The sequence below is a fragment of the Macrococcus bovicus genome (assembly GCF_004359575.1).
Taxonomy (GTDB): Bacteria; Bacillota; Bacilli; order Staphylococcales; family Staphylococcaceae; genus Macrococcus; species Macrococcus bovicus.
Genome location: NZ_SCWF01000004.1, coordinates 1 through 25,033, shown reverse-complemented (window position 1 = coordinate 25,033; position 25,033 = coordinate 1). Strand labels below are relative to the sequence as shown.

The following is a 25,033-nucleotide window of genomic DNA, read 5'->3' as shown; positions in this document are numbered from 1 at the left end:
TTCCATTAGAAAGCGCTAACAATTGTATGCTGGACAAATTATATAGTAGTCATTTCCGCGATAATCGAATTAATCCGATTTACATTATTCCCGCACTTCACCATTCGTCGCTATAACTTCTTTATACCAGTCAAATGATTTCTTTTTCCTGCGTGCCCTTGTACAGTTGCCTTCATCATCCGACTCCACAAAAAAACCAGATATCATCAATGATATCTGGGATGCAAGATATTCTATTTTTAGTTTTTGGATTTTTTCTGATAAGCTTCCAGTATCTTTGATGCGGTAACGACATCGAGTACTGCAGAACCGACTGTCTTAAAGATGGTAATTTCATCTTCTAACTGACGTCCTTTAATCTCACCGTTAATAAGCTGACCGAGTTCTCCGTTGTACTGATTTTCATTAACGAAACCTTCTTCAAGCGGCTGGATAAAATCACCTGCCTCCTGCATAACACCATCTGTTGTGTCAAAGATAACTACATCCGCGTCCTTGATGATTTCTTTCGGTATTTCACACATATCCTTTGTATAGGCACCGACACCATTAATATGTGCACCTCGTTTAATATGACGCGCTTCAAAAGTAGGACGCTTACTCGTGGTAACACTGGTTATGATATCAGCATCTGTCACACAGGCCTCACTGGTCTCAACAGGAACCATGCGTACACCAAACTTCAGGGCCATCTCTTCCGCAAAAGCGCTAGCACGGCTGAAATCCAGATCGAAGATACGCACTTCTTCCAGGTCACGAACAGTCAGCATCGCTTCCAGCTGGCATTCAGCTTGACCTCCTGTACCAATCAAAGCACCGATTTTAGCATCAGGCCGTGATAAAAGTTCTGTTGCCGCCCCCTGGACTGCGCCGGTACGAAGTTGCGTCAGATAAGTGCCATCAATCATTCCACTCACCATCCCCGTCTCAGGGTTCATTACAATCATCGTGGCCGGTACACTAGGCAACCCTTTCTGTACGTTATCCGGATATACCGAGACAATCTTGATTCCAAGTGCGTCTTTCTCGCCTTCAACGTAGCCTGGCATAAAGAGTGCCTGCCCATGTCTTGTCGCAATGTCAATATTCGTGCGCAACGGTACAATAGCCTGTCCTTTTGAATAATGGGCGAGCGCTTCTTTATCCGCTTCAATGGCATCACGCATCGTGAAGCAGTCTTTCACGTCTTGTTTCGTCAGATTAATCATCATGATCTACTCCTTAAGCAATCTTTGTGTCGGTCCGGTTCTTATGAAACTGTGATTCAAGCATTGTATAAGCACTATACAGCAAGACGGCAATGACCACCCATTTCAGCATGTACGTATCCAGAGACTTGACGAGGAAGACGGCAGTCAGTACGCCAAGGACACCGAATGTTGCTGCAAACAATGTAATTTTTCTGCTGTAGTGCTGTAATTTAACGAATTCCACACTGCCGACCGGCACTGAGAATGTACATGCCCCCATCATGATCGGGAATGCAGCGACAGGATCCATACCCATCAGATATACCGTAACCATCGTCAAAGCATATGAACCAATACCAATATTATTGAGAGCACCATAAACAAAGAGTAGGAAACCTGTCAGTACTAATTTAAAACCGTATAATTCAGTTGCAGTTCCGCTTGAAGCAATCCAGTTCATCTGACCCGCAAAGATCAGGAGGGCTGCAACAATCAGGCCGAAACCGATGAAGACTTTGATAATATTAGCTGGTAATTTGACGACAAACCGAGGACCGATATAAGCGCCGATGACCTGACAGATAATGCAGACTACAAGTGTCTTAATACCGACATCAATAGAACTGATGTAACAGATCGCCATGACAGCTACCGGAATAACACACTGGGTATTCAATGTACCCGGCAGTTTTTTGATGTCGACCCATTTAAGTTTGTCATAAAGTACTGTTCCTATCGCGAAGTCTGAAATACCGAATGTAGATAGAAAGAACATGGCAAACGAACTGAATGGCAGAGCCTTGGCATTTGCCGGCTCAGCTTTCATCTCCTGAGTATGAGTGGCAACATCTTTGGCAAAGAAAAAGAGGAAATACAGATTCACGAGAACAACGGCAACAATTAACAGAGTGACCATAACTAAAACCTCCCATTTTTAATTTTGTGATTATTTTCACAATTGCGTATAAAAAAATTTATTCTGACTTAAATCTCATCTATAATTTACCATGACTTTTTCTGGAATACTATAATAATTAACAGGTATTTTCGAACTATTTGTGAATATATTCACAAATATATGTGATTTACTTATGTACGATTAAAATCCTATCACCTATTCAACTGAATCTTCATTCATATACTTTGTGTCATGCTACAATCAAGATAAAATTGAATATTTTATTCATTTGTCTATGGTTTGCGGCGTCCGATATGATAACTACTGAAAGGAAATTGATAATGATACCTGTTTTATTAGCTGTCAGAGAAAATGACAGAATGTTTATGCTGAAATATGGTTATGATTTACATGACAGTCTTCAAGATGATATGGACATTGTTCTGAATACCCTGGATTATGCGATTGAAGAAGTATTAATCAAGAAGTACGGTTACGAATACGACCTAGAGAAGCTAATGGAGATCCCATGGATCAAAGAACTGTATCATCAGAAAGAATTGATACAGCAGCATCTAGCTGATGATAATGGCTATACCGGTTATCAGCCTTATCAGTTATGGATATACGGAGATAGTGAAGTCAAACTGACTCTGCATAATAACCAAGTTCTGATAGGTCATATGGAAAGCCTGGATGAAGAAGATGTAAACCATGCCTGGCTTGAATTTCGTCTCACTGCAACTGCCGAGTTGAAACCGATAGCATTCAATGACATCAAAAGTGTCCATAAGATATAAAAAGAACTATGAAGCTGCGACTTGCAGTTCCATAGTTCTTTTTCAGTATTAAATAGGTTTCTTCGTTTTAAATACTGGCTTCATACCAACATCGAAATCCAGACATCAGCCACCTTATGTGATTACTTCACCATATATACCACTCGCCCAATTTTTATCGACCTTTATGTCATTGTCTTCATGTCTGATCAACAGATGTGACGTAGACTCGTCATGCTCAATCAGCTGGATTTTTGAGTTGATCTTAATGTGCTTGCTGTCCAAGAAGCTTAACAGTTCCGGATGGTCGTCTGCTCTTCTGATGATCAAGAGATCTCCTTCACTGAAACTTAGTAAATTCTTCTGATAAGTCTCCTGATAGTCGTCCCCTCTCGGAATGATGCCGCCGTGCGGACAGTGTGCGGGATAGCCCATCAGCTGGTCAATTCTGTCGATGAACAAACTTGAAACTTTATGTTCAAGCACTTCAGCTTCACTATGCACCTGGTCCCAGGAATAATTCAGAAATTCGATAAGAAAGCTTTCGATCAGTCTATGTCTTTTAATGATTTCAAGCGTATGCTGCAGTCCTTGCTCCGTCAGCATGTATCCTTTATATGACTGGTAGTCCACCAGTCCATCCTTCTGCAGCTTTGTCATCATCTCAGTGACGGACGGCGGTTTCACTTTCAACTGATTGGCCAGTAATTTATTGGATACATAGCGGCTGTCTCCGCCTTGAGTGAGCAGCACTTTTAAATAATCCTCTTTTTCTTCGGAAATTTTGTTTACAGCCATGAGGTCATCTCCTTGCCTATTATATTTACAATATATCATATCTTTTATATAATGAATTTGTTAGGCGTGCCTAAAAAGGAGTGATAAGATGCAAAATAGTTTAGAAGAAATAAACAGCACTGTGCGTTATAACGACAATTATCCTTTTCTGAAAAGATTATCCGCGTTTATAGGCCCCGGTCTGTTAATAGCTGTCGGCTACATGGATCCCGGCAACTGGATCACATCGATGAGCGGAGGCGCTAAATACGGCTATGTTCTACTCTCGGTCATCCTGCTTTCCAGTTTGATGGCCATGCTGCTGCAATCGCTCAGTGTGCGTCTCGGTATCGCGAGCGGCATGGACCTCGCTCAGGTGACGCGCCGGATGACTACGAAAAATAAAGCTGTAGTTGCCTGGATCATCGCCGAGCTTGCCATCATGGCGACAGATATAGCTGAGATCATCGGCAGTGCCATCGCGCTGAATCTGTTATTTGATATTCCACTTGTCATAGGGGTAGCGATTACGGTAGCCGATGTCTTCCTGCTGTTACTGATCATGAGACTAGGTTTCAGAAAATTAGAGGCAGTCGTCGGCGTCCTCGTCTTCACCATTCTGATTATATTTGTCTTTGAAGTCTACTGGTCCCATCCCGATGCACGAGAGATCCTGAACGGCTTTGTTCCGCAGACGGCTGTCCTCACAAACAGCGGTATACTATACATGGCGCTCGGTATAGTGGGCGCTACCATCATGCCGCATAATCTCTATCTGCATTCATCTATTGTTCAGACCAGACAGTATAACCGTGACAGTAACCCCTCTAAAAAAGAGGCCATCCGACTCGCCACTATCGATTCCAACCTGCAGCTGTCTATCGCCTTTCTAGTCAACTGTCTCCTTCTGACATTGGGTGCCGCACTGTTCTATGGCACGCATCAGTCGCTCGGCAGATTCTATGAATTATATAGGGCACTGAAGGAATCTCACATAGCCGGTCCTGTCGGCGGAGGAGTGATGAGTACGCTGTTTGCAGTTGCGCTGCTCGCTTCCGGCCAGAATTCAACCATCACAGGCACCTTATCAGGACAGATTGTCATGGAAGGATTCATCAACTTAAGAATGAAGCCCTGGATGCGACGCCTACTGACCCGCCTATTAGCCGTGATTCCTGTCTTTTTCTGTCTCTACTTCTACGGCTCAAGCATAGCGAATGTGGAAGAATTACTGGTATTTACCCAAGTATTCCTGAGCCTCGCACTGCCTTTAAGCATCATCCCCTTGCTGATGGCGACCAGCAAGAAGCAGATCATGGGAGAGGACTTTGTCAACAGAAGAATAATCAACATCATCGGCTGGTTATCGGTGGTCGTTCTATGTGTGCTTAATCTCTATCTGATAGTTGAGACCCTCTTAGAGGTGATATAAAAAGAGAATAAATGAACAGCACCCCGAAGGTTAGAGTTCTCCTCCAACCTTCGGGGTGCTTATTCAGCTTATATCATTTTATGACGTTTATTGCACTCAGCCTTTTAAAGGCAGCGCCATCTCCTTCAGTTTATCAAAGAAGAGCACTTCATCCTGGCCATAATGAAAACGTCCATCCTCATCTATATGATACTGATCGCTATCGATCGTCTTCTCGATGAAGGCCAGGAAATCATTCAATGACTCGGCGACAACATACATCGTCTCAAGATCACTGCCATAGGTGATGATCTGCCCTTTCGTTCCGGTCTCGCCCGGATCCGTGTCCACGGCCAGGAAGTTACCGAAGCCGTCAGTCGCAAAGGGCAGCCAGAGCGCATGATAATATCCTTCCTTAATGGCACCTTCAGGCACAATAGCAGCCGTCATCTCCTCTGCTTCATCCTGATTGAACTCGACTTCCCTGATGACTTCCTCGAGCGGCAGCCACTCAAGACCGAAGAACAGACCGATGCTGTCATAACTCTCACCATCCGCCTCCCGGTAGAGCGCCACGAACTGTTCATCAAGCGGTGCCTTGAATACTTCAGCAAGCTCCTCCATCTCCTCAGCCGTCGCACCCGGATTCAATGTAGCCGCAAAATAAACCTTGTCATTCTCAAACAATCGTTTAATGTCCATACAATACCTCCCCCCTTGTAATAGTTGATTATTCCCTGTGAGGTATATTTTTATACATCAGCACACAGTTTTTGCCAAGTATATGATACAATGGCTAAAATTACCTTCATCAGTAAAGGAGACACCTATGAACAGATATGACGCTATTCTTCTTTTCAGCCAGATTGGCATGCTTATCCTCGGCTTGCTGTATCTACCTGACATCATCAAATCAGGACTGACACCGGATAATCTATATAGTCTCTTTATGTTCCTCGGCGCAATGACGCTCGTCGCAGGCTTCGGCACAAACATTTTCACCAATACCCTGAACCGCGAAGATTACAGCAGACACTATCCCCTCTCAGTCCGGCTGCGCTGGTCATGGATCAATACAATCGTTCAGGGACTCTGCATCATCGCCTTCGCCGCCATCTGTTATTACCTCACCTTTTATCTGAGTGACGAGCAATTCTGGCGCATACTGAGTCTTCTCTGGATTCTGCTGTGTTTCTATAACATTTACCGGGAAGGGCGGCAAAGAAGAATATGGATGGGAAGAGAAAGCAAATAAAATGCTGCAAATCATCAATGAAATACTACTCTAGGGTAAACAATTTGCTTAAAGCAAGAATTAAAAAAATTTACTATGGAATTTAAGTTATGAAAAGACCATCTATTTTAAACGATAAATTAATCTCTGAAATTAAAATTTAATGTAATTAGACGCAATCATCGTTTATTTAGTAATCTGCTATCATATTAAGCTATTTCCACTTTTCAAACAATTTGAGAAATTAAACAGAAAACTTAATTTTTATTTTTGATTATTTTATTGGCTACAAAAGATGTTAATTTGCCAGATGATTTAAAAAATCATCTTCCATAATTATTTTTAGTATTATTTTTTCTTTAATCGCTTGATAACTATATCTTAGAAGTTCTATATAAAGTATATTGATTTACATATTCATTTAACTTATTCATATGATTATCACACTGTCTAACATTTCAATTTAATCTTTCTTAATTCTCAATAAAACAGACTTATAAATAGTATTTTTTACATTCTCAAAAATATCTTCAATACCAAAAATAGTAAATATTAATTTATTGTATTCATTCCACTCTTGATCATTAAGTTGATCAAGAATCTTAGGAACTCCTCGAGATGAAACTTCTTGCCATTTGCGGATTATCAATTCTTTTTGATTCAACTCTAATATTTCAAAATTCAACATATAAGTGTCGAATATACCTTCTTTAGTAGTATCCAGAGCACCTAACCCCCTTGCAAACCCTGCTCCTTCTATCATAAACTGTCCTATAAAAGAATTTAATAATGCATGTACAATATTTTCACACTCTGAGAACTCTTTTTTTAAAATAAATACCGTTAATCTTTGATCTATAATTAGTTCAGGCGGTGTTTTGGCCCAGAACAATCTTTGATCCGGATTTAAAGAAGTTACAAAATTTCCATAAACCTCTTTTGGCAACTGGTACCATACTTTCAACTTCTCTTGTGATTTAGTTTTAGTGTTTCTAAATTTTTCAATATAGTTAATAACACCATACTTATTGTTCATTTTTAAAGATTCAAGAGTCTCTCTAACTATTAAAGCATTCGAATTTGGTGTAGCTTTAAAAGAACTTTTCGGCGCCTTTTTTAAAATGGGTTGTATGTATTCATCTTCAATGTTATCTTCACTTTTAATATTATAGAAAAAATCATCGTTTGTTGATTTCACTCCTCTTTTAGCAGTAAACACTGCTTTTGTAGGAATAATTATATCTTCTAATCTTTTAAACCAATTTACATCATTAAAACAAATATTTGGAGACAATCCTTTGTCAATAATATATTGGATGTCCTCGTATGAATATTTGTATTTTTCAATCCCTTCAATATTATCATCTATCAATATACTGTTAGCAATGTCAATCAACTCATCGTGACTTATTTTATGTAATGATTTGTTGATTTTAATAAAGTTTGTAATTTCATTTTTATCAATATCATCTATTCTTTTCTCTAATATTAAAATAGTGGCAATAATATTTGAATTATTAAACCACTTGGATGCTCCTGAAATTATCACTGATTTTACTTTAAACAACTTAATTAACGTATTAAAAAAGTTTTTATTTTTATTAGCTTTCATCCATGAGACGGAAGTTATAACCCCTAATTTTCCATTATCTTTTAGTAACTCATGTGCTTTAATTATTCCAAATTGGTACCAGTCTGCTTTAAGGTCTAATTCCTCATTGTATATTTTTAAATAATCATTTATTTTTGAAATCTTTAAATTATCTGTTTTGTCTCTATCATTACTACTGATAAATGGAAAATTAGAAATAATAAAATCAACTTTGTCTAGAGTATAATTAATTTTATTTCCATTTTCAGGATTTACTATTTCAATTTTATCTCCTATTCTTTGGTCTAAAAAGTCTTTTTGATATATTACGTTTGGTAAGTTTAATGAGTTTTTCTCAGAAAATGAGATATTGGCAACTTGCAAAGGTAGTTTGTATTTGTCAGCAGCCCACACTTTGTTATGAGCCTGATATATGCCAACCTCATCTTTTAACAATTGCATAGCTTCTCTTGCAATTGTTCCTGATCCTACACATGGATCAAAAATAATTCCACTTGTATCATCTATTACAGAATAAACTAATAATTTTGCTAAATTAACAGGAGTAGTATAAAGCCCCATTAATTGTCTTTTAGAAACATTAATTAGACTTTCTAAAATCATTTGAAATTCTTGATGGTTATATTTGTTAAATTCTTTTGTAGAAATAAATATCGCATATTCTTTAAGAAGTATAAAAGTTTCATTAGAAATTATAGTTTCTCTTTCATCAATATGAAATATAGTGTAAAAATCTGATAATCTTGTTGCATGATTAAAAGATTCTTTAATAATTTGAATATCCGACTCATTTATTAAAGTATTCAGTGCTACATTTAAAGAATTATGATAGCTTTTTATCATATTGGCAAAAGTTATTCTATTTAACCAATTTAAAAGAACATACTTAGAATATAAAACAAATATTTCTTCATTTTTTTTGTTTTTAGTTTCAGCTGCAAGTTCTAGTAATTCTTGTTGATACCATCTTTCGATTTCAATTTTCATTTGTCTCTTAGGATATTTTTTATAATATTTAGCTAATATAGGAGCATGCATTTCAGCTATATTCATTAATGTTTGATCCACCGTTTGAGATATATGACTAGTAGTAATAATATCATTGATAAACAAATTATTTAACAGAACAATTATGTCCTCTAATCTCTGAATCCATATAGTCCGATTCTTAGCTACATCCATTCTATTATTTATACCGATTACTTCCGAATGACTAAGTGCCCATTTATTGTTAGAAGTGGATTTTCTCGTATAAATATGAGCATGATTAAAATTCCAAAGTAAAATAACATTAGTGCTTAATCTATTAGCCTTATCGACAGCATTTTTAAAGAATTCATTATCATTTATTGATACATCAGGCATTTTTAGCTCAATACCTACTGCAACTTCTAGTTCTTCTTTATCCTTAAAAAATAATACATCCGGAAATAAAGTTGTTGCTCTATTATCAATAGAATCATTAATTTTTGTTAGGGAAAGTTCTCCCCCTGCAGACTTAAAAATGAAATCGTTTTTTTCAAAGATCATTTGTGCTTCTTTAATAAAATTTATTGCTTCACTTCTTTCATTAATCTTTAATTTCATTAAACCTTCCCCCTAAACAACCCTGTCTTAGAAATATATTTTTTATGAAACTCATCTAAATTATTAAACTCATTTAAAAGACGTGCTTCCGATTTTTCAATATAATTAATAGTTTCTTTCTTAAATAGTTCACTAAATTCATTCTTTTCAATACCGATAAAGTTTCTTCCTTCTTTTAAAGCAGCTACTAAAAATGCTCCGCTTCCTGACGTGTTATCAAGTACAGTATCTCCTGGATTCGTGTAAGTTTTAATTAAAAATTGCCCCAGAGCAACTGGTTTTTGAGTAGGATGAATTACTTCACCTTCTGCCTCTGCGGTTTTAAAATACAAAATATCCGTGGGATACCTTTCTCCTGTGCTTTGCACATGCGATGCTGAAAATTTCCCATAACTCCCTGTTAGTTGATCTTTTCTGATACCTTTATTATATGCTTCTCCTTCTAACATTTGTGGATGATATGTTGGTTGTTTTTTATAAAATATTAATACCTCTTCAAACTTTCTCAATGGTTGTTTTTTTGCATTCAGAAAATTAGTAGCTTTTGATTTCACCCATATATATTTATACTTATACTCTTTTATATTTGATAACATTAATTGTGCTGAAAACAGACCGCTTGCAGTAAATGCCATTACACCATTATCCTTTATAATCCTATGATATTCTTTCCATAAATCATCTAATGGTATAACTGAATCCCATTTATTTTGTGTTGTTCCATAAGGTAAATCGACCAAAATGAAATCAATAGATTTATCTTCTATTAGTTTCATTTTTTCTATTGTGTCTCCTTCAAGTATTGTATTTAATATATCGGTATTAGATTCATAATCAAAACTTAGCTGCTGCATATTTTTATCTCCTTCTATTTCACTATAATAAAATATTTAAGTGTTATTATTTAGTTATTAAAGAATTATATAATAATTGCTTGAATTTAAATTTTCGCTTAGATTTTTTCCATTTTTTTAAAAGCATTTTTGTTATCTTAACTTTTATTTGTTGCCCCATAATTCTATAATTAATATAATTTTATATTATAATTTTTCAACTATCATCATATATAATATCTAATAGTTATCTTATTAAACTTTAACCTGCCCGCATCAGCTCCATCAGCGCTGACTGCTGAATCGCTGTTTTCAGATTGGTCTTGTTGATGCCGAGTTCCTGGTTGCCTTTTCGCATGATATGGACTTTAGGATAGATATGTTCTGAGCCGTCCTCCAGTTTCTTCAGGCCACTGCTGCTGCCTTCCATCCCTTTCATGGAATGTGGCACTGTACCGATGAAGATGTCTGAATATGCTGTAGTATATTCTAGGGCTCTCAGGTCAAAGTTAGTCGCTTCATCGTATGAGATGACTTCAAACTGGCCCGGTATGCTCGCCGCCTTGAAGATACCATCAAGATCTTTTGTCTTGATGGTGGCATTGTTCAGTCCGATGATCAGAATCTTCGCTTTCTCATTAAAGCTGAAGGCTCTTTTTTCCTCTGACTTTATACCATACTTCACTTTGAACGTCTCAATATTACCCGTTCTGTTCTCCATAATCGCTTCCTGCTTGATTCTCTCAAACAGTCCTTCCAGCATATTCATCAGCATATCGTAATCCATCTGCATCAGTAGTCCTCCTTATCGAATTTATTGAAGATAGTCGGCAGTTTCTCCTTAAAGCGCTTGATACTCCTCTGCATACGCTTATAATCGGCCAGTTCTATCTTCATTTCATCAGCAATCAAGTTCATCTCTTCCTCTGAAAGCACTGGCACCAGGTATTCTGCAAGCTTCTTGTTCGTGAAAGTGAAAATGACACTACCTGTATTCATCCGTTCTATCATGTTATGGCCAATCTCACTGTTCATATAGGCGAGTAGATAGTGTGGGTCTACTTTGCCGGTATCCGGTCGGATGATGGTGATATTCGAGCTGACAATCACTTGTTTATCTGCTGTCGCTTTATCAATAATGGCCACTTTAATCTTGGAGCCGCGGCTTGTGATGACGAGATCATTCTCTTTGACGAGCATCTTCTGGTTGGCATCCAGCAGTTCCTGACTGATCGGCTGCTTGATGTCATCGATATAAATATCATCCAGGTCACTCAGGTTCAATAGGTAGCCTGCCTTGTCTTTATCTTTATCCGCATCAAGCGTCTGCTTATTGATGTCACGACCTCTTAACAGCTGTGTCGTCAGTTCTTTGAGTGGAACCGGGTTAATCAGATGATTCTCGGCATTCTTCAGATGGACGAGTGGATGGAGATTATATTCCACTTTTTCGAGGTCAGACTCCGTAACGTCAGTAGTCCGTTCTGAACCTGACTGAAGGTCTGTCATGATACGCCCGATATTATCTTCAGTGAATGTGTTCTTCTGTCTCGTCGCACCGGTCACATATTCCCCGCTTGCATCAATAAAGCGAATTTTATCGTTCTCTGTCTTCGTCAGAATCAGCATATAGGTCGGAATCGCTGTATAGTTCATCAAATCAGACGGCAGCTGAATAACCGCTTTCAGACACTTACGGTCCACGAGCCACTTGCGCACTTCCTTGTCCCGGATTGCGTTCAGCGCAGCGCCTCTCACGATACTGATGCCGACACCGTCTTCTTTCAGTGCGGCATAGACTCGCAAAGTGAAGATCCAGTCGGATATCGCAATCTTGTCGAGCTTGTATTCAGGATTCTCTGCCAGCTGCCGGCGTATCTCCTGTCTCACATTACCGAGAAACGGCATGTTGCAGTAGACCATGTCATACTTATCCTTACTCCAGTGAATGAGCGAATCGGTCTCTTTGATATCGAGCTTCTTCACTCCGCTTAGTCGTGACAGGACTTCCGCAATTTTGATGGCGTTAGGATTGAGTTCCTCACCGTGATAGTCAGAACCGATTCCCGCTTCATGCAGCTGTCTGATAAAGTGACCGGAGCCTGATGCAATATCTAGAACAGTGCCACTCGTCTCGGCATAATGCTTGAATATCTCAAGCGCCAGCTTCTCACCCTCATCAAACTCGAACAGTTCATGCGTGCGGTCATGCTGATTAATCATATAGAAGAACTGGATGAGTTCATCTTCTGATAATTGTTCAAGAAGAGATTCCAGTTCATTTAAATCTACTGACTCTTTCAGATTCAGAACAGATAGATTAAAACGTCCTGTCTCCAGCCACTCTTCATAAATATTGATCACATCCAGTGAACTGATTCTGATACTTCCTCTTAAAGCGTCCATAACTGACCATGCCTTTTTTAGTAAATCCAAGCTCGACACTCCCTTTTTGGTTATATTTAACCTTTTGTTATTCTTAATATAATACAAAATGTTGGAAACGTCAATATATTTGGTTAAATAAAACCAAATAAAATCCCCGTTGCTTTTAGCACGGGGATTTTATTTAAAACAATAATAAGAAAATATTAAGTATTTTAAATCTTATCCTATTCTCTTTCTTAATCTAATTTCTTCACTTTTTCGATTATGATTTGTATATTTGAAGGATCGTACTTTATTCCGAATTCCGACAAAATCTTATATAATGTATAAATTGACTCATAGCCTCCCAGATGATGGCCTAAAGCCAAAATATTGTCCTCACCTGGTATATTGAGTATAACTTGTCTTGTTTTCTTATGATTTTCTTCTTTCGGTCCATAATAATATCCTAATTTTAAGTTTGCAGATAACTCTGTAGAATTTTGAAACTTCTCTTCATTTTTAAGTTCTTCAAATTTTTGTTGATCTGCGAACAAATCTTCGACAATCACTTTAAATGCTTTCATCGGCTGCATAGGATTTAGAAGAGTTTTTTGTCCATCATTACCGCTTTTTCTATAAATAATAGGATTTCTGTCTAGCTTATAATCCTGCATGTATTGATTTTTATGTTCAATAAACTCAGAGATATTAATCTGTTCTTTTTCTCCTGTGCCTTCACGTTTAATATAATTAGTCTCTCCATCCGTTCCACTAGTTAATTGAGCTCTTTTCATAATTTTCATGAACTCTGCTACCACCTCTTCTGAGTTCATTTTCCCGTCTCCGTCCTTTATATACAAATCTTTTAACAGAGTAGTAAGTAACTCCAAAAAGACAATATATCTTCCTAAATCATCTTTGTAATCTTCCTCATATAAATCTGCAAGTTTATTATTTACTAATTTAGAAAGCAAGTAAGTTTTGTACGTTTCGTCATCTTTAACATCTTTAAGATTCAATAAATGAAACACTTCATCGTAGGTTTGTGCATTGATTAGTGTTATATACAAAGGTTGAAACGATAGCTGCATACAGATAACTGATAGTAATAATATTTCTTCTTTAATATCGTTATAAGTTAATTTTCTTTCAGAAGAGATTGAACTTCCATTAAGAAGAGCATTAATTTGTCTATTTAAAAGATAATTGTTGATTAACCGTTTTATGCCACGTGGGTTATTTCTTACACTATAACGTATTAAATTTTCCAGACTGCCAATTGGAACGTTTGTATCAATTTCGTCTATTGTGAACCAGTCGATATTAGAGCTTAGAAATGATAAATAATTGTAATGCTCAATAGGTAGTTTAAACGGAACTTGTATCATTTTATCTAAGAAACTTTTCGTTTTTTCTTTAGATGTATTTTTAGATGCCACTATGCCTTGTTGAATCACCTTATTATCTACAGCAAGGACGAATATACATCCTTTAATATCTAAAAACAACTTAATAATTTCTAGAAGACTGACTGTTACGACTGGATTAAGACGATCTAAATCATCAATGAATATAACTAACCTGGAATTTTCTCCTTTGGCTTGTAATCTTTTTTCTACAATTTCGGTAAGATTTTTTTTAAGTTCTTCAATCGCTTTAGCAGGATCAATCAGTTTTTCACCTTTCTCTTTCGGATTATACTGTGTTCCAACTTTAGCCAATGCTACATTTAAGCCAATCAAGGAAATAGCAGCTACAACTTCTTTTGCTTTTTGAATGATTTCATCCATATCTAGTGCATTATCCGATAGTTTATCAATCATATAACTTAAAAATGAGATTCCCAGGTTTTCTTGTAAATTAAACTGAGAGTATTGCCACGTATTAAATGTAACTGGAATAAAATTATTTGCAGAGGCATTCTCTTCATTCATTTTTTCCAGTTTTTTCATTGTTAAGTTAATGAAAGAAGTTTTACCTGTTCCCCAACCGCCTTGTAAAGCAATAGTGATAGGCGTTTCACTTTCAGCAATAAAATTGCTTAATGCAGTCACATAAGAATCAACACCGAATGTATCTTCATTATGATCATTAATAGGTAAATCATGAATACCATTTTTCATTATTGAATATCCCCTTTTTAATCATGATTTTGACATATTTAAAGCTCAAACATCGCTACTTCCTGCAATTCTTCTGAAGATAAAATAATCAGTTGTTCAAATTCTCTATTCTTTTGTGGTATAAGAAGTTCCAGCATAACAATATCCACTACCTCTCTAAGTGAGAAGTCGATTCCTTCTTCCGGTCGTTCACCATCAAAGAAACATTCTTCAATATCCAAGGTCTCATCACGATTTATAGTGGCAACATATTTCTTCTCTCTATTATTTTCCCCGCCTACTATGAATCGTCCTTTTTCATCTAAACGATTTCGTGTCTTAAAGTCGTGCAGCAGCGTCTTAAATATCTGTTCACTTACTTCCAGCCACTCCGGCCCTCTTCTATCCATCGTTCTGTACTTTTCAATCAGCTCTCTATTCATCAAAAGCCCTCTCCTTTATGACAAATACCGTCAACAGCTCTTCACCCATCACCTTAACGACAACTGCTTCACTATGCAAGTGTTGATAGATTCTTTCTGCTAACTGCTTACGCGGCATTTCTTTAGATGTGCCTTCTAACTGTAATGCTGGCATATAGGTTAATGGGATGTTGAGGTCGATGTCCCTTCTGACCATCTCCCAGCCAATCATGTGGGAGATAGTCTCAATCGTAAATGTCTTATTGCCAGTAGCATATACTTCACTCAGATGTTGATAATACGAGCTGTCCTTGACTATACTCAATCGCTGTTCCTTCGGTCGGTATATGGCCAACGTATGGAAGACACCGTCACTCCTTCTGCTTTCCAGAATGATGAAATCATAATTCATTTCAGATTCACCCAGTACTAGCTGTTGATAGATTGTAGTGGCTTCTGCTGTGTTCAGAATATATTGCTGACCCTGTCCTATATGTTCTGCCATGTCACTACCCGCATAGGTATCCAGTAAATAACTGAAATTCTCCAGTTCATCATGGAAGAACTCGTGATCTTGATCAGGCATATTTTGAAAAGCAATGACGAAATCAGGATCTAAATAGTCATCTGCACATAACTGAACTTCTGCTGCTATTACCCGGTTTACTTCATTCAGTCTGAACATTTTCTGCGCTTCTGTCAGCATACCTATCCCCCGTTTATCCATATTAATTTCATTCTCTAATCATCTGCCCATTCCTTCTGTACATTGTCATCGTAATAGGAGATGGCAAACAGTTGCTTATCTTGATTAAAGTGAAAGTGTGCATAGCCGTAGTCATCGCGATAGGTCGTGAACTCACCGTCATCATCCCAATCAGGCTTTTCTGTGGATGTCTGGTGTGGTGGGCCCCATAATTTCCGGATTGTTGTTCTATCATAGTTGAGTGATTCAAGATGATTATAATCAATAGACAGAATGAAGAAGTCATCTCTGTGCCATTCTTTTTTGCCGACAAAACTGAAGGTCACGGGTTGTTCTGTCGTGCCATATTCACAGCCAAATGCCTCGGGGTAGTCGTAACTCAAGTCATGTTCGCCTGATCCGAGTTCATTCATTACTTCCGCATAAGTAGAGCCGTATTTGATTCCGTTATAGCTGAACGTCCCGGCGGTCATTTCATTGATGATTTGTCGGTCCGTTATATTAGGTCGTCTGATCATTGTTCCGCCTCACCTTCGCCACTATTTTCCCAATGACAAACTGCAGAATCGTGAAGACAACAGTCAGAAAGACCATAAATCCGGTCGGCCCGAATGGTTTAAAGTAGCCATTGTCCTGGCCGTTGATGAAGATGATGCAGAGAATGATTGAGAGAATCATCGAGATGATATTGCCTCTTATGACGGCTATATCCCGCTTCTGAACTAATAATAAGCATGCAAGCGCGACGGTATAGATGATCGAGAAGGTGTAACCGAGTACCGTTCCCCACTTGAAGTCTGCATAGGCCGCGATAAAGGCGACGGGCAGCAGGTAGCCGAGTTCCAGTTTGTGCAGTGATTTTTTCAATTCTCCACCCCTTTTCATTTTATCCACATTATAACATTTTTCTTATCAATAGATAGAGCGTGATCAGATAAAATGTATGTCCGATCATCCAGCCGCTGAATTCCTTCGGCGAGATGATATAGACCGGCGATTCTGCCACTATGACCATCAGTGGGAAGAGGATGATGAAGAAGAGGAAGAGTCCTATCATAAATGGTCTGAGCGGTCTCCCCCGTTCATAGAGACTGCCGGCTGTCCACGCCACGACCAGGCTGATGAAGGTGTGGAGTGCAAACTCGAGCAGGATATGGACATGCGGCCGGTGCGTCAGGAAATCGATATTGAGCAGTAAGGGTGCGGTATGGGTCCCGAATAATGTGTCATAGATGAGCAAGATGTCGTACAGGATGAGTGCGGTGACTATCCCGATCGTTGTTGTCTTCATAAACGTCTCCTTTTTCTTTCTATGTTACCGCACTGCTTAGGATTTAGTCCTGTTTTTTAGTACAATGGAATCAAAAGGAGGGCTTCATTTGATAGAAGAACGTGCACGGGAGATTCTGCATGAGACCTACGGGACGGATAGCGCGTTCCGGGCGGGTCAGCTTGAGGCGATTACTGCGGTCGTCAAGAAAGAGAAGACGCTGGTCATCCAGAAGACCGGCTGGGGCAAGTCGATTGTCTATTTCATTGCCACGAAGATACTACGGGAACAGGGCGCCGGTCCGACGGTGATCATCAGTCCGCTTCTCGCGCTGATGCACAACCAGATTGAAGCGGCAAGTCGTCTCGGTCTGAACGTGGTCACCATCAACAGTCATAACCGCGATGACTGGGAGACAATCTATGCGTCATTCCATAAAGTCGATGCCATTATCGTCTCGCCTGAGAAATTGTCGGACCCGACGTTTATTGAGAGACTGGGTCAGGTCTCAGGTATCGAGATGGTGGTCATTGATGAGGCCCATTCCATCTCGGACTGGGGGCATGATTTCCGTCCGGACTATCAGCGTATCGTCTATCTGCTGCAGTCATTCCCGGACCATATCGCTATCCTCGGTACGACGGCGACAGCCAATGACCGCGTCATCCAGGATATTAAGGATCAGCTCGGTGACGACCTGCAGGTGTTCCGCGGCGACCTGATCCGTGACAATATCTCGATTCAGGTAAATCCGTCACAGAGCAAGGTGGAGCGGCTCGCCTTTATCACCGATGCCCTGATACGCCATCCGTATCTTAGCAGGGAGCAGGGTATCATCTACTGTCTGACGAAGAAGGAATGTGAGTCGGTTACGGACTTTCTTGTTCAGCACGGCATCTCTGCAGTCGCCTACTATTCCGGTGTGCAGGACACGTCCGGTGAAGATATATCAGAAGCGATACTCGAGCAGTTTCATACCGGTGCCGCACGCGTCATCGTCTCCACCGTCAAGCTCGGTATGGGCTATGATAAGGCGGATATCGGCTTTGTCATTCATTTTCAGCTGCCGCAGAATCTGATCGCCTATTATCAGCAGATCGGACGTGCCGGCCGCGACGGCAGGGCGGCGCTCGCCATTCTGTTGCACGGCGATGAGGACGAGGAGATTCTCAAGTCCTTCATCGACAGCGCGAATAAGGACCCTGAGCTGCTGCAGCAGATACTGACGCTTCTCGGGCAGCACACGGAGGGTCTGAGAAGAAATGAGATCCTGCCTTCATTCAACCTGAGCGTATCGAAACTGGATGGCGTGCTGAAATATCTCTTCGTTCATAACTATATCTATAAGGACAAGAGCCGCTATCTTCTGAACAGGAACCAACCATTTGATGCCGTACGTAACGCGCATGTCCAGCAGCAGCTCAATCAGACACGGCTCGCTGAACTGGCACGCCTGAAGGAATTTGTGAGCTATGAGGGCTGCTATATGAAGTTCATCGCCGAGGAACTGGATGCACCGGATACAAAGTCACGCTGCGGCATCTGTGCCCACTGCAGAGGCCGGCAGTTCATTACCCTGGCAGACGACAATCCGTATCTCGCTGCGGCCAGAGATTACAAGAATAAGCTGCACGGCATCATCCAGCCGCGTAAGCGCTGGTCCGATAATAAGAAGATTGATGAAGCACTGCAGTATGAGGCAGGCTGGACCTATACCGTTGACGCCTACTCCCCTATCGGCAGACGTTTCATGCTGGAACGGGATAACGGGCATTATTCAGACAAGACAATGACCACTATCAGCCAGTTCCTGGGTGAACATATCACAGACAATGACATCGACACAGTCGTCGCTGTCCCGAGCGTCAGACGGCCGGACCTCGTACCGGAACTGGCGCGTCATATCGCTGCAGCGCACGACATTGATTACATCGAGGCACTGGCACGGACAGGTGCCGGGGCCCGTCAGCAGGACATGCACAACTCGGTGATGCAGGAACAGAATGTGCGGGAACATCTCACGCCAGCTGACAGCCCATCATTAACCGGCCGGCGTATACTGTTGCTCGATGACCTTGTCAGTTCCAGATGGACCCTGACCGTTGTCGCGAGCCTGCTGAAAGAAGCAGGCGCTGCTAAAATCTATCCGTTCGCGCTCGTCAATATAGGCAGTGACTGACTGTCAGTCCAGCATCTTTTTGCGCATCGCTGCTGTCGGGAGTGGACAGGCTTGTCTGGTGAAATGATGCCGGTTACGCGCAACGAGTTTGTAGAGACTGTCTCTAATAGTGGTGGGCACCACTTTGAGGAATCTCACATTGAAACCCAGGTCCAGCAGGATTTCTATGACCGCTTCACTGTAGATGAATGCCTCATCCTCTCTTAAATAAATCACACTATCAATGGACTGCAGCGCTTTGTTAGCCAGTTTCCGCTGCGCTGTCTCAGATTTAAGTGCCGCAAAATGCAGTTGATCAGCTTGATCCAGACGAATAAGCAGACGTACAGCGCCGTTACAGATTAAACAGTCATCATCAAAGAATACGATATTCATATGATAGGCCCCTTTTTAACTCCTATTATAAACTTATTGGTCAACAGCCTCATGGTTACAGCTTGACTTCAACTCCCAATAATTTACACTAACAGTATGAAGGGTGTGACATAATGAATAGAAGTCAAAAGATAGCGGCTTTATTACCCATCTGGTTGATGATGATTGTCTCTTACAACATTATGCTGCATGTTATATTCGACGGCGGTTCTCTACTGAGACTCACGCTGACCGTCCTGGGTTTTATCTTTATAGCTTCACTCGCCTTACTGGGTGCCTGGACAGTATATCAAGACAACATACAACACCATGACGATAGCTTGAACTGATTCTATTAGCAGGATAAATAAAAACACTCCTGTCCAATTCATATCAAATGAATTGGATAGGAATGTTTTTATTATGCATCATCACTGTATCATCCAGCAGAAGAAATATTGATCTCATTTACAGGAAAACGTGATGGATGATAGATATCAGGATTATGATACGTTTCAGTTAACCATCATAAAGCTTATTGTTCGCACATCTTTACTGATACTGAGCCAGGATCTCCTGCCATTTGACCTGGGCTGCTTGGTCGCCAGAAATCTCAAACGATGCACCTGGTGTATAGTCTCCTCTTACGCCTGTGTCATCGTATTCACCGAATCCCGTTGTAAAACCAACTTGATCGGCCGGACCAATAAGCTCATAGACTACGCCATTATCAGCAAGGAGATATTTGTGAATATCAGTTCCCGGCTTAACTGCCCTAGAATAGCCTTCAGCAGTACTTCCATTAGTTCTTTGTTGCCCAGTTGAGCCATCTTTTGCCGTATAGAAAGCGACACCCCCTATAGCGTGAATCTGAAAACCGTTGTGCCCTGGATTCTCTAAATCCTGTGCCTGCACATCACCGTCAGGCGTCTCAGCGTACCAGTCGCCATGTCCTGCTGCACCATGCGTGAACCATTCATCAGTGAACGCCATATTTCCTATCTCCGCTCGCTCACCAGCCCAGTCATAGAAGGCTTGCCTCATCGCTAGTTTGTCATCTTCAGTGAAGGTCTGGTTGGCCTCATTGGAATGATTCTCATTTTCCGGAAGCTGCTCGATCAGTACCACCTGGTCGCCTTCAAATAACACGACAATCTTATAACCGTTATTTTTATTGCTGTCATAAATATAAATATCGGGGTCGCTAGATAATGGTGCTGAAGCTTCAGTTTCTGTCGGCATGCCGTATGCCGCTTCTACCTGACTTTTCGTCACTTTCATTGAAGGATTAATGAAGATATTCTCTACATAGCCATCTGGGTAATCGAGCGCGATATCACCGAATTTACCAGTTGTCGGGTACTGTGCTGCTCGACCATGTCCACTGGACTGACCATACAGCTTTTCCACCTCATTGATCGGCATGCCGACGGTGATACCTCCAAACTCATTAATGTAATTATGATAAAAATAGTCATTGATAAAGTCTTTTGATAGAATATCGACTTTCCCATCTTGAGTGATATAAGAGATACCTTCTGACTGCTCTACGGATTTTGCCTCTTTCTTTTCCGCTGGCTCAGTCGTTTGCTCTTCAGTTGAAGGCTCTGGCGCTTTAGTCTCAGCAGTATTCTCTTCCGTTTTCAGGTCAACTGATTTCTGACTTGCTGTCTCTTCCATCTTATCTTCATTTGAACAGGCTGCCAGTAACAACGAAGCTGCTGCCACCATCATCAATCGCTTCATCATGTCCCTCTTTTCTTTTATTTAGTCATTTGATATATATTTACATTAATAGTATAAATTATTTGTAATTAAATGGATACCCTTCTACAAAGAAAAAAAGCCCCTGAACTTGATGTTCAGGGGCTTTCTGTGATACCACCGGTCGGGGTCGAACCGACACTCCGTGAGGAACCGGATTTTGAGTCCGGCGCGTCTGCCAATTCCGCCACGGTGGCTTGAGTTAAAAACAATATATTAATTATAGAAGAATTTCCGGTTATCGTCAAGACAGAAAAAAGACCAGTTGCCTGGTCTTTTCTTACTGATAGCTGACTGACTGCACGATAAAGGCCTTACCGCTCTTCTCTGCATTGACGGTCAGATGTTTACCGTATGTGCGCGTTGTTGTATAGACTTTGAATTTCTCTGTTCCATCCTCATTTGTATAGCTGCTATTTTTAACGGTTGTCGCTTTGCCGAGATGTTTCTCCAGGTCTGTGAGCTTCAGTTCCTTGTCACCTTGAAGCTCATAACGCAGGGATTTCAGCTGATTGCCGGCTGGTACATTGTAGCTGAGGACCAGGTTCATACTCTGGCCGTACGTCGCTGATACTGCTTTAACCTTACCTTTTACACGGATGATGTCATCAGATGATGAGTCTCCGATCTTCGTCAGGACTTCTGCTTTTGACATGCCGGGCTTCACACCGAATAACTGATAATCCCCCTTTGTCATCGCTTTGATATTTGCTATTGTCGGGTCTTTAATATCAGCATCCTTCAGCTGAGACGGATCAACCTTTTCTGCACCTTCATAATCAGTTGAATAGCCACTGACTGTCCATTCCCCTGTCGGGCGTTCAAAGTTGATGGTGAGATGGCCATATGTGCGTGTCAGGAAGTCATCTTTAATATTCTTCGTCTCATTATCATAGAAATCAGTAAAGCTAGACTTACCCAGGTTTTTCTGAATATCCTTCAGCTTGACAGGTTTCTTCGTGCTGTCAAATAAGAAGCTCTGCAGCTTCATCTGGCTTATTTCAGCATGACGATTTTCTTCACCGGCAGTAAAACTCACGGGGCCGTATGATGCATCGACCATCGCCCATTCATCACTTCTTATTTCGTACTCGTTAATCGGCGTACCCAGTACTTTTACTGCCTGTGCGTATGTCGTATTCAGTTTAACGCCTTTGACTGCATACGTCCCCTTCTTCAGCTGACTGACTGTCTCTTTGTTCTTCAGATCGGGTAGTGCAATAGGCTTTGCTGCGGCACCTGCTGTTCCTGCAAGACCCGTGGTCATCAGAGTGGCTGCGAGTAAAGTAAATGCTGTTTTTTTCATGCTGACACCTCTTTTTCTAATTAATGTAATTCAATTAAAGTATAGATTGAATTGTCAGAAATTGATAGTCCCTCTGAATATATTTAAGAAAACTTTAAGGTAAATAAAAAAACTCTCCGTCATATAGATGGAGAGTTTCAGAATATAAAAAAGACAGGATTACTCCTGCATCAAAATTCATTTAATTAAGATGGAGGCGCCAACCGGATTTGAACCGATGATAGAGGTGTTGCAGACCTCGGCCTTACCACTTGGCTATGGCGCCTAATGAAAAGCTGGGGTAGCTGGATTCGAACCAACGAGTGACGGAGTCAAAGTCCGTTGCCTTACCGCTTGGCTATACCCCAATGATCAAAGGGCGACTGATGGGAATCGAACCCACGAATGTCGGAACCACAATCCGATGCGTTAACCACTTCGCCACAATCGCCATGGCAGGGGCAGTAGGAATCGAACCCACATCAAAGGTTTTGGAGACCTCTATTCTACCGTTAAACTATGCCCCTACTATTAAGAATGGTGGAGGGGGGCAGATTCGAACTGCCGAACCCGAAGGAGCGGATTTACAGTCCGCCGCGTTTAGCCACTTCGCTACCCCTCCATGCATGGTGCCGGAAAAAGGACTTGAACCCTCAACCTACTGATTACAAGTCAGTTGCTCTACCAGTTGAGCTATTCCGGCATAATAAAAAGATGGCTCAGGACGGAATCGAACCGCCGACACATGGATTTTCAATCCATTGCTCTACCGACTGAGCTACTGAGCCATACAATGGCGGTCCCGACGGGAATCGAACCCGCGATCTCCTGCGTGACAGGCAGGCATGTTAACCGCTACACCACGGGACCATTGTAATTGCGGGAGGCGGATTTGAACCACCGACCTTCGGGTTATGAGCCCGACGAGCTACCAGACTGCTCCATCCCGCGATAATAATAAATAAGTATGCGTATTCTAGTTGTATGCTGAAGTAAAAATAATGGCGGAGGAAGAGGGATTCGAACCCCCGCGAGCCGTTAAGCCCCTGTCGGTTTTCAAGACCGATCCCTTCAGCCGGACTTGGGTATTCCTCCATTATATAAGTGGACCTTGCAGGACTCGAACCTGCGACCCAACGGTTATGAGCCGTTTGCTCTAACCAACTGAGCTAAAGGTCCTAAATCCAAGGTTTCACTATTAAAAAAGTTAGTGGCGGCAGAGGGGATCGAACCCCCGACCTCACGGGTATGAACCGTACGCTCTAGCCAGCTGAGCTACGCCGCCGATATAAGATTGATTATTTAAAATGGTGGAGACTAGCGGGATCGAACCGCTGACCTCCTGCGTGCAAAGCAGGCGCTCTCCCAGCTGAGCTAAGCCCCCATTTTTATGCTTAAAGAAGTAAGTCGGGAAGACAGGATTCGAACCTGCGACCCCTTGGTCCCAAACCAAGTGCTCTACCAAGCTGAGCTACTTCCCGTAGCTATAAATGGCGCGCCCGAGAGGAGTCGAACCCCTAACCTTTTGATCCGTAGTCAAACGCTCTATCCAATTGAGCTACGGGCGCTGAATATTTGAATGGTGCCGAGGACCGGAATCGAACCGGTACGGTAATCACTTACCGCAGGATTTTAAGTCCTGTGCGTCTGCCAGTTCCGCCACCCCGGCTAATATAATAAAGGATTTAAGTCAAAATAATGGAGCGGAAGACGGGATTCGAACCCGCGACCCCAACCTTGGCAAGGTTGTATTCTACCACTGAACTACTTCCGCTTATATGGTGCGGGTGAAGGGAGTCGAACCCCCACGCCGTAGGCGCTAGATCCTAAGTCTAGTGCGTCTGCCAGTTCCGCCACACCCGCAATTAAATTTGAAATAAGGATGAGCCATAGAGGATTCGAACCTCTGACCCTTTGATTAAAAGTCAAATGCTCTACCAACTGAGCTAATGGCTCTAACATGGTGCCGGAAAAAGGACTTGAACCCTCAACCTACTGATTACAAGTCAGTTGCTCTACCAGTTGAGCTATTCCGGCATAATAGAAATGGTGGAGGATGACGGGATCGAACCGCCGACCCTCTGCTTGTAAGGCAGATGCTCTCCCAGCTGAGCTAATCCTCCGTAATAAAACTGCCCGGCAACGTCCTACTCTCGCGGAACGTAAGTCCAACTACCATCGGCGCTAGAGAGCTTAACTTCTGTGTTCGGTATGGGAACAGGTGTGACCTCTCTGCCATCATCACCAGACAGGGTGAGAA

The 25,033-nt window shown here is 41.1% G+C and carries 22 protein-coding genes, 22 tRNA genes and 1 rRNA gene; 5 read left to right on the top strand and 40 right to left on the bottom strand.

Annotation, left to right across the window (positions count from 1 at the left end; translation table 11 throughout):
• Positions 1 to 239: 239 nt before the first annotated feature.
• On the bottom strand, positions 240 to 1,211 hold the full coding sequence (locus ERX55_RS05135) for an ornithine cyclodeaminase family protein (RefSeq protein ID WP_243721459.1): 972 nt from the start codon (positions 1,209 to 1,211) through the stop codon (positions 240 to 242).
• A 10-nt stretch (positions 1,212 to 1,221) separates the two neighbouring features.
• The gene (locus tag ERX55_RS05130; RefSeq protein WP_133451513.1) at positions 1,222 to 2,106 is read right to left on the bottom strand and encodes a sulfite exporter TauE/SafE family protein; all 885 of its coding nucleotides are present in this window, start codon (positions 2,104 to 2,106) and stop codon (positions 1,222 to 1,224) included.
• A 323-nt stretch (positions 2,107 to 2,429) separates the two neighbouring features.
• Here ERX55_RS05130 and ERX55_RS05125 point away from each other — a divergent pair, with 323 nt between their 5' ends.
• Positions 2,430 to 2,888 (top strand): hypothetical protein, encoded by a 459-nt coding sequence (locus ERX55_RS05125; protein WP_133451512.1) that lies wholly within the window; start codon positions 2,430 to 2,432, stop codon positions 2,886 to 2,888.
• Positions 2,889 to 3,002: 114 nt separating this feature from the next.
• On the opposite strand, the gene ERX55_RS05120 is transcribed toward ERX55_RS05125, so the two are convergent.
• Positions 3,003 to 3,665, bottom strand: a complete 663-nt coding sequence (locus ERX55_RS05120; RefSeq protein WP_133451511.1) for a metal-dependent transcriptional regulator — start codon at positions 3,663 to 3,665, stop codon at positions 3,003 to 3,005.
• An 88-nt stretch (positions 3,666 to 3,753) separates the two neighbouring features.
• On the opposite strand from ERX55_RS05120, the gene ERX55_RS05115 reads away from it, so the two are divergent.
• Entirely contained in the window at positions 3,754 to 5,076 is a 1,323-nt protein-coding gene (locus tag ERX55_RS05115) for an Nramp family divalent metal transporter (RefSeq protein WP_133451510.1), read from the top strand.
• A gap of 96 nt (positions 5,077 to 5,172) precedes the next feature.
• Here the strand turns inward: ERX55_RS05115 and ERX55_RS05110 are convergent, their stop codons facing one another.
• Entirely contained in the window at positions 5,173 to 5,757 is a 585-nt protein-coding gene (locus ERX55_RS05110; RefSeq protein WP_133451509.1) for an SMI1/KNR4 family protein, read from the bottom strand.
• Between the two features lie 127 nt (positions 5,758 to 5,884).
• On the opposite strand from ERX55_RS05110, the gene ERX55_RS05105 reads away from it, so the two are divergent.
• The gene (locus tag ERX55_RS05105; RefSeq protein WP_133451508.1) at positions 5,885 to 6,310 is read left to right on the top strand and encodes a hypothetical protein; all 426 of its coding nucleotides are present in this window, start codon (positions 5,885 to 5,887) and stop codon (positions 6,308 to 6,310) included.
• A gap of 442 nt (positions 6,311 to 6,752) precedes the next feature.
• Here ERX55_RS05105 and ERX55_RS05100 read toward each other — a convergent pair whose 3' ends face one another.
• The 10 genes from ERX55_RS05100 to ERX55_RS05055 all read right to left on the bottom strand — a co-directional run bounded on the left by ERX55_RS05100 (position 6,753) and on the right by ERX55_RS05055 (position 17,212).
• Entirely contained in the window at positions 6,753 to 9,488 is a 2,736-nt protein-coding gene (locus ERX55_RS05100; protein WP_133451507.1) for an N-6 DNA methylase, read from the bottom strand.
• Positions 9,488 to 10,342, bottom strand: a complete 855-nt coding sequence (locus ERX55_RS05095) for a DNA-methyltransferase (RefSeq protein ID WP_133451506.1) — start codon at positions 10,340 to 10,342, stop codon at positions 9,488 to 9,490. The genes ERX55_RS05100 and ERX55_RS05095 overlap by 1 nt, the downstream gene beginning before the upstream one ends.
• A 241-nt stretch (positions 10,343 to 10,583) precedes the next feature.
• Positions 10,584 to 11,114, bottom strand: coding sequence for a hypothetical protein (locus ERX55_RS05090; protein WP_133451505.1), 531 nt, complete (start codon positions 11,112 to 11,114; stop codon positions 10,584 to 10,586).
• Entirely contained in the window at positions 11,114 to 12,757 is a 1,644-nt protein-coding gene (locus ERX55_RS05085; RefSeq protein WP_133451504.1) for an N-6 DNA methylase, read from the bottom strand. The genes ERX55_RS05090 and ERX55_RS05085 overlap by 1 nt, the downstream gene beginning before the upstream one ends.
• Positions 12,758 to 12,945: 188 nt before the next feature.
• Positions 12,946 to 14,814, bottom strand: coding sequence for a KAP family P-loop NTPase fold protein (locus ERX55_RS05080; RefSeq protein ID WP_133451503.1), 1,869 nt, complete (start codon positions 14,812 to 14,814; stop codon positions 12,946 to 12,948).
• Between the two features lie 38 nt (positions 14,815 to 14,852).
• Entirely contained in the window at positions 14,853 to 15,236 is a 384-nt protein-coding gene (locus ERX55_RS05075; protein WP_133451502.1) for a hypothetical protein, read from the bottom strand.
• Positions 15,229 to 15,942 carry a hypothetical protein gene (locus tag ERX55_RS05070; RefSeq protein WP_133451501.1) on the bottom strand — a complete coding sequence of 238 codons (714 nt, stop codon included), beginning with the start codon at positions 15,940 to 15,942 and terminating at the stop codon, positions 15,229 to 15,231. The genes ERX55_RS05075 and ERX55_RS05070 overlap by 8 nt, the downstream gene beginning before the upstream one ends.
• Positions 15,943 to 15,956: 14 nt before the next feature.
• Complete coding sequence (locus tag ERX55_RS05065; protein ID WP_133451500.1) at positions 15,957 to 16,439, bottom strand: hypothetical protein; 483 nt, start codon at positions 16,437 to 16,439, stop codon at positions 15,957 to 15,959.
• Positions 16,423 to 16,788 (bottom strand): hypothetical protein, encoded by a 366-nt coding sequence (locus ERX55_RS05060; RefSeq protein WP_133451499.1) that lies wholly within the window; start codon positions 16,786 to 16,788, stop codon positions 16,423 to 16,425. Before ERX55_RS05060 ends, ERX55_RS05065 begins: the two co-directional genes overlap by 17 nt.
• 28 nt (positions 16,789 to 16,816) lie before the next feature.
• Positions 16,817 to 17,212 (bottom strand): hypothetical protein, encoded by a 396-nt coding sequence (locus ERX55_RS05055; RefSeq protein ID WP_133451498.1) that lies wholly within the window; start codon positions 17,210 to 17,212, stop codon positions 16,817 to 16,819.
• Between the two features lie 88 nt (positions 17,213 to 17,300).
• Here ERX55_RS05055 and ERX55_RS05050 point away from each other — a divergent pair, with 88 nt between their 5' ends.
• Entirely contained in the window at positions 17,301 to 19,370 is a 2,070-nt protein-coding gene (locus ERX55_RS05050; protein ID WP_243721458.1) for a RecQ family ATP-dependent DNA helicase, read from the top strand.
• A gap of 3 nt (positions 19,371 to 19,373) precedes the next feature.
• Here the strand turns inward: ERX55_RS05050 and ERX55_RS05045 are convergent, their stop codons facing one another.
• Entirely contained in the window at positions 19,374 to 19,745 is a 372-nt protein-coding gene (locus ERX55_RS05045; protein ID WP_133451496.1) for a thiol-disulfide oxidoreductase DCC family protein, read from the bottom strand.
• A 113-nt stretch (positions 19,746 to 19,858) separates the two neighbouring features.
• On the opposite strand from ERX55_RS05045, the gene ERX55_RS05040 reads away from it, so the two are divergent.
• The gene (locus ERX55_RS05040) at positions 19,859 to 20,074 is read left to right on the top strand and encodes a hypothetical protein (RefSeq protein WP_133451495.1); all 216 of its coding nucleotides are present in this window, start codon (positions 19,859 to 19,861) and stop codon (positions 20,072 to 20,074) included.
• 202 nt (positions 20,075 to 20,276) lie between these two features.
• On the opposite strand, the gene ERX55_RS05035 is transcribed toward ERX55_RS05040, so the two are convergent.
• The 25 genes from ERX55_RS05035 to rrf all read right to left on the bottom strand — a co-directional run bounded on the left by ERX55_RS05035 (position 20,277) and on the right by rrf (position 25,022).
• A complete protein-coding gene (locus tag ERX55_RS05035; protein WP_133451494.1) occupies positions 20,277 to 21,470 on the bottom strand; it encodes a hypothetical protein in 1,194 nt (397 codons plus the stop codon).
• Between the two features lie 133 nt (positions 21,471 to 21,603).
• Positions 21,604 to 21,685, bottom strand: a tRNA-Leu gene (locus tag ERX55_RS05030).
• 83 nt (positions 21,686 to 21,768) lie between these two features.
• Positions 21,769 to 22,794, bottom strand: coding sequence for a hypothetical protein (locus ERX55_RS05025; RefSeq protein ID WP_133451493.1), 1,026 nt, complete (start codon positions 22,792 to 22,794; stop codon positions 21,769 to 21,771).
• 191 nt (positions 22,795 to 22,985) lie between these two features.
• Positions 22,986 to 23,059, bottom strand: a tRNA-Cys gene (locus tag ERX55_RS05020).
• Between the two features lie 10 nt (positions 23,060 to 23,069).
• Positions 23,070 to 23,141 (bottom strand) — tRNA-Gln (locus tag ERX55_RS05015).
• Between the two features lie 10 nt (positions 23,142 to 23,151).
• A tRNA-His gene (locus ERX55_RS05010) sits at positions 23,152 to 23,224 on the bottom strand.
• 2 nt (positions 23,225 to 23,226) lie between these two features.
• Positions 23,227 to 23,300, bottom strand: a tRNA-Trp gene (locus ERX55_RS05005).
• Positions 23,301 to 23,311: 11 nt separating this feature from the next.
• Positions 23,312 to 23,395: transfer RNA gene (locus tag ERX55_RS05000), tRNA-Tyr, on the bottom strand.
• A 5-nt stretch (positions 23,396 to 23,400) separates the two neighbouring features.
• Positions 23,401 to 23,476, bottom strand: a tRNA-Thr gene (locus ERX55_RS04995).
• Positions 23,477 to 23,488: 12 nt separating this feature from the next.
• Positions 23,489 to 23,561: transfer RNA gene (locus tag ERX55_RS04990), tRNA-Phe, on the bottom strand.
• A 6-nt stretch (positions 23,562 to 23,567) separates the two neighbouring features.
• Positions 23,568 to 23,643, bottom strand: a tRNA-Asp gene (locus tag ERX55_RS04985).
• Between the two features lie 7 nt (positions 23,644 to 23,650).
• Positions 23,651 to 23,724, bottom strand: a tRNA-Met gene (locus ERX55_RS04980).
• 51 nt (positions 23,725 to 23,775) lie between these two features.
• Positions 23,776 to 23,868 (bottom strand) — tRNA-Ser (locus ERX55_RS04975).
• Positions 23,869 to 23,878: 10 nt separating this feature from the next.
• Positions 23,879 to 23,952: transfer RNA gene (locus ERX55_RS04970), tRNA-Ile, on the bottom strand.
• Between the two features lie 32 nt (positions 23,953 to 23,984).
• Positions 23,985 to 24,058, bottom strand: a tRNA-Met gene (locus ERX55_RS04965).
• Positions 24,059 to 24,081: 23 nt separating this feature from the next.
• Positions 24,082 to 24,157: transfer RNA gene (locus ERX55_RS04960), tRNA-Ala, on the bottom strand.
• A gap of 23 nt (positions 24,158 to 24,180) precedes the next feature.
• Positions 24,181 to 24,254: transfer RNA gene (locus ERX55_RS04955), tRNA-Pro, on the bottom strand.
• A 10-nt stretch (positions 24,255 to 24,264) separates the two neighbouring features.
• Positions 24,265 to 24,341 (bottom strand) — tRNA-Arg (locus tag ERX55_RS04950).
• A gap of 12 nt (positions 24,342 to 24,353) precedes the next feature.
• Positions 24,354 to 24,442 (bottom strand) — tRNA-Leu (locus tag ERX55_RS04945).
• A gap of 30 nt (positions 24,443 to 24,472) precedes the next feature.
• Positions 24,473 to 24,547 (bottom strand) — tRNA-Gly (locus ERX55_RS04940).
• Positions 24,548 to 24,552: 5 nt separating this feature from the next.
• Positions 24,553 to 24,636 (bottom strand) — tRNA-Leu (locus ERX55_RS04935).
• A gap of 20 nt (positions 24,637 to 24,656) precedes the next feature.
• Positions 24,657 to 24,729, bottom strand: a tRNA-Lys gene (locus ERX55_RS04930).
• Positions 24,730 to 24,734: 5 nt separating this feature from the next.
• A tRNA-Thr gene (locus ERX55_RS04925) sits at positions 24,735 to 24,810 on the bottom strand.
• 10 nt (positions 24,811 to 24,820) lie between these two features.
• Positions 24,821 to 24,896 (bottom strand) — tRNA-Val (locus ERX55_RS04920).
• An 11-nt stretch (positions 24,897 to 24,907) separates the two neighbouring features.
• Positions 24,908 to 25,022 (bottom strand): 5S ribosomal RNA (gene rrf, locus ERX55_RS04915).
• Positions 25,023 to 25,033: the final 11 nt, after the last annotated feature.